Here is a 3,802-nt window from a genome sequence, read left to right on the forward strand (position 1 = left end):
TGAATGTATTATTGTAACTATCTGTAAAAACAGGAGGATATAAAATGAGTCCAATTATTGATCATCCAACTCGGTGGGAATTGGAAAGACTATAACCTAAAGCAAACGACCCTATGCTTTCTACAGAAATAGAAAGCATTAAGCAATTAATAGAAACATATAAAGAAGTTCGAGACTCAGAAACCCTTTCAAAAATTATACAAAGTCTTGTGTGAGACTGGAAAGCCTTCAGTTGAAGAGTTGGTGAAACAATACTTTTACATCGAATTTGCTGATAATGAGTTTTGGAAGAATGTATTGTTTCAAATAAATAAGGATGTTGATGAGTATTTACAACTTGTGAAAGAGGAAGTTTAAGTCATTTATCTCGTAAAAGCCAGATTGGTGATAGAAGTTTCACTTTATATAAAAGAACACATAGAGGAAGTGTATGCAAGAAATGGAGCAACAGTACATAAAGGGTATACCATTTTGCAGCTTAGAATATATCAAAGTAAGCAGCTTATTAAAAGATTGGTTAACTGAAAAGAGAAATAAACCAAAGTTTATCGTTACGGCGAATCCTGAAATTGTAATGAGCGCTAACCAGACTTCAGCTGAATCTGTACGTTTCAAAAATATTTTATTATCCGCTGATGTAATAACGGCTGATGGAATAGGTGTTATACTTGGTTCTAAAATTTTGAACGGAAGATTGAAAGAACGTGTTACAGGTGCAGATTTAGCTCATGATTTAATAGAGTATTGTAATCAAGAGGGATACCGTGTGTTTCTTTTTGGTGCTGCACCAGAAAGTAATGAGAAAGCGTTAGAAAAGTTAAAAACACGTTTCCCACATGCTATTTTCAAAGGACAGCATGGATTTGTAAATAATGAGGAGATAGAAGAAGTTAAAGATCAAATTCAACAATTTCAACCACACTTACTATTAGTGGGGTTAGGATCACCTAAACAGGAAATGTTCATTTATGAAAATCTTCAAAAGCTAAACGTACCTTTATCTATTGGCATAGGGGGAATGATTGATATTTTCTCTGGTACAGTAAAAAGGGCCCCGAAGATCATGAGGGATACTGGGACAGAATGGTTATATAGATTAATAACACAACCTAAAAGAATAAGAAGGCAACTTGTACTTCCGAAATTTTTAATATCAGTTATGGCAGAGAGGGTTAGAAAGATAACAAGTTAATTTTCAAATGAAAATTGATGAAATCAAGGTATAAAGGGGTATGAAATACTATGGAGGCAATTTCCTCTGAAAAGGCTGCAGTTATTGTGGTTTTAAACAAGTCTTACGTTGCGGTAAGTATAAGGTAAAACTTGGTCTTAAAAAAGTTGAACGCCAACGATACCGTTGTAAAGACTGCGGAAAAACTTTTATATCGCACTCACAAGCCTGATAAATGGTTAGATCTCATCAAATGTATGAATGATAGTAGAAAGTTGCTTATTTCCAATTAATGAAACATATTACTCATTAAGAACGTATCAATATTAGACTTTCATTATTCAACGAAGGGGTAGTTTAATAAGATTCAGTAATAATTTAGTGAAAAGATATAGTTATATATGGTAACGTAAAGCCCAGATGGGACAGGGGATTTGATTTATTGGAAATAGTGTAAAGTAGGTGAATGGATTGGTAAATTATGAACAGAAAATAATAAATACAGAAAGAGGTTCCTTTGAAATCTTTATTAGTGGTAATGGAAAACCTTTGTGTATAACACACCTATATCAAGAATTCTCCATTAGAGGTTCAGTTTTTGCAAATTGTCTATCATCTTTTTACAAGGTTATCTTAGTCAATTTAAAACAGGCTGGAAATTCATCAAAGGCTCGAAACTCAAATGAACTGACAATGAATGAGACAGTTAAAGACCTCGAAAGCATACGAACTGAGTTAGGATACTCAAAATGGTCTTTTGCTGGACATTCTGCGGGTGGATTTTTAGGGTTAACATATGCTACCAGTAAACCTCAGGTTTTGGATTCGCTTATATTATGTGATACTTCCGCATCTAAGGAGTTTTTGAATTCAGAAAGTTGTATATATAATTTTAAAACTGGTCAACATCGTAAGGAGGTATCCAAGATATTTTTATCATTGATGTTACCCTTTGTTTCGAAAACAAAGAAAAGAATAGCTAATAAGAAGTTGATTGAACTGTCTCTCTATAAACCAGAAAAGTATAATGAGTATTTCAGTGAACAACCCTTTAGTAAAATTATTAGAAAAAGAATGAGGGCTTATAACAAAGACCTTAAAACATATGATGTTCGAGATAAATTAAAACATATTAATTTTCCTACTCTTATTCTTTGTGGTCAATATGATGTTCAATGCCCTGTTTTGTACTCAAAAGAAATGCATACATTGATTCCAGATTCTAAATTGGTAATTTTTGAGAAAAGTAATCATTTTCCTTTTGTTGAAGAGGAGGAATCTTTTATAACAACCGTTCGAGAATTTACCACCATCTAATTAATGTGCGAAAATTCAGATAAACGAAGACTGTGACTCTAATTTTTTGTTTCGTCAATATAGGTTGAATACTTAATCTCTCGTCTTTCTTGTTGTACTAATAGGTGGTTTAAATGACGAAGAAGCAACACTATTAATTAATGGAGCTATTTATTAAAACAATACAATAGGGATAGATACAAGTTATCTAATCCGCATCTTTCTTTTTAAATGGATATCGCACGGAATTAAACTTTCCAACTGGTGGGATTGTTCGAGCAATTCAAATGCTATGGTATATGGAAAGTAAGTGGTGGATTCATGCAAATATGGATAGGCATAGTATACCACCTACACGTTTTGCAGAGGAAATGATATGGATAGCTGAAAATTATCAAGAACTACATAATATGTTTGCTCATATATAACAGGGAGAGGGGAATTAGTTATATGAATAGAATTGGTATTATCGGCGCTATGCAAATCGAAATAGATCTGCTTTTAGAAAAACTACATATTCATGAGGAATATACAATTGCAAAAATGCCTTTTTATAAAGGAATTTTTAAAGGTAAAGAAATTATTGTCACCCGCTGTGGGATCGGGAAAGTCAATGCAGCTTCGTGTGCACAAATTTTAATAGATAAATTTGAAGTGGATTGTATAATTAACACAGGCGTTGCAGGAGGTTTACATCCTGACGTTAAAGTCGGTGACCTCGTCATTTCGACGAACGTTACACATCATGATGTGGCTAAAAATCAAATGAAGAACTTGTTTCCATTCCAAGAAACATTTATTGCAAATGAGGAATTGAGAGAACTTGCACGAAAAGCATATCATGCTAGTGATTTAGACATAAATGTACATGAAGGAAGAATTGTAAGTGGAGAGTGCTTTGTTGAAGATACAAAGTTAAAAAAGAAATTGCTCGATGAATATGCACCTCATTGTACTGAAATGGAAGGGTCTGCAATTGGACATGTTGCCTTTATGGATGATATACCATTTCTTGTAATTAGATGCATTTCTGATAGTGCGGATGATAAAGCTACTATTTCGTATGAAAATTTTGCTGAAATTGCAGCGAATCACTCTTCAGAAGTTATCATGCAAATGATTAAGAATATGACAGATGAAATAATAGTTTGATGTGCTTTAAAAGAAGGGCTTTTTTTATTATAACGGGTTCGGTAAAAATAACCATTTAAAAAGAGGTGCACTTAGCACCTCTTTTGCATTTATTTTAGTAATTAAATTAGCACCCAAATTGGTGAACTTTTGATCATATTAGTTTATTACTAATTTGTCCTAACGGTTTCTTGGAGTTTTTCC

General features: G+C 33.0%; 3 protein-coding genes and 2 pseudogenes. All 5 read left to right on the forward strand.

Annotation, left to right across the window (positions count from 1 at the left end; translation table 11 throughout):
- The first annotated feature begins 439 nt into the window (after positions 1-439).
- Positions 440-1,192, forward strand: a complete 753-nt coding sequence (locus V7183_RS23750; RefSeq protein WP_335361043.1) for a WecB/TagA/CpsF family glycosyltransferase — start codon at positions 440-442, stop codon at positions 1,190-1,192.
- A gap of 76 nt (positions 1,193-1,268) precedes the next feature.
- Positions 1,269-1,449: pseudogene (locus V7183_RS23755) on the forward strand (transposase-like zinc-binding domain-containing protein); the annotation flags it as partial.
- 193 nt (positions 1,450-1,642) lie between these two features.
- Positions 1,643-2,488, forward strand: coding sequence for an alpha/beta fold hydrolase (locus V7183_RS23760; RefSeq protein ID WP_335361041.1), 846 nt, complete (start codon positions 1,643-1,645; stop codon positions 2,486-2,488).
- Between the two features lie 203 nt (positions 2,489-2,691).
- Positions 2,692-2,895, forward strand: a pseudogene (locus V7183_RS23765) (homoserine kinase); the annotation flags it as partial.
- A gap of 22 nt (positions 2,896-2,917) precedes the next feature.
- Positions 2,918-3,619, forward strand: coding sequence for a 5'-methylthioadenosine/adenosylhomocysteine nucleosidase (locus V7183_RS23770; RefSeq protein WP_335361042.1), 702 nt, complete (start codon positions 2,918-2,920; stop codon positions 3,617-3,619).
- Positions 3,620-3,802: the final 183 nt, after the last annotated feature.

It is taken from the genome of Bacillus sp. JJ1127, from assembly GCF_036965845.1.
Classification (GTDB): Bacteria; Bacillota; Bacilli; order Bacillales; family Bacillaceae_G; genus Bacillus_A.

Coding starts and splice junctions, on each gene's coding strand:
- V7183_RS23750 (WP_335361043.1), top strand. CDS start 440: ATGGAGCAACAGTACATAAAGGGTATACCATTTTGCAGCTTAGAATAT.
- V7183_RS23770 (WP_335361042.1), top strand. CDS start 2,918: ATGAATAGAATTGGTATTATCGGCGCTATGCAAATCGAAATAGATCTG.